Origin of the sequence: Cognatundibacterium luofuense (genome assembly GCF_018139685.1) — a bacterium.
Taxonomy (GTDB): Bacteria; Pseudomonadota; Gammaproteobacteria; order Burkholderiales; family Burkholderiaceae_D; genus Undibacterium; species Undibacterium luofuense.
On the sequence record NZ_JAGSPN010000676.1, the window covers coordinates 1 to 279 of the forward strand.

The following is a 279-nucleotide window of genomic DNA, read 5'->3' on the forward strand; positions in this document are numbered from 1 at the left end:
GTCAGATACACATCCACCTGTTCTGCAGCCAGTTCATGTGCAGGTTCTGAAGAGCCGCCAAAATACAGTGGCGGATACGGTTGCTGCACCGGTGGGAACAAGGTCTTGGCACCCTTCACGCTCAGATGCTTACCCTGAAAATCGTAACCAGCCTCCCCGCCCTCGCCAGCCAGCGACGCGCGCCAGATACGCAGGAATTCATCGGTGATTTCATAGCGTTTTTCATGATCCGCAAATACACCATCCGCTTCCAGTTCGCCCTGATCACCGCCAGTCACG

The 279-nt window shown here is 55.6% G+C and carries 1 protein-coding gene; it reads right to left on the minus strand.

Annotated elements, in window-relative coordinates; all coding sequences use genetic code 11:
• On the minus strand, positions 1-279 hold a 279-nt coding region (locus tag KDM89_RS22150), incomplete at both ends, for an LLM class flavin-dependent oxidoreductase (protein ID WP_212689891.1).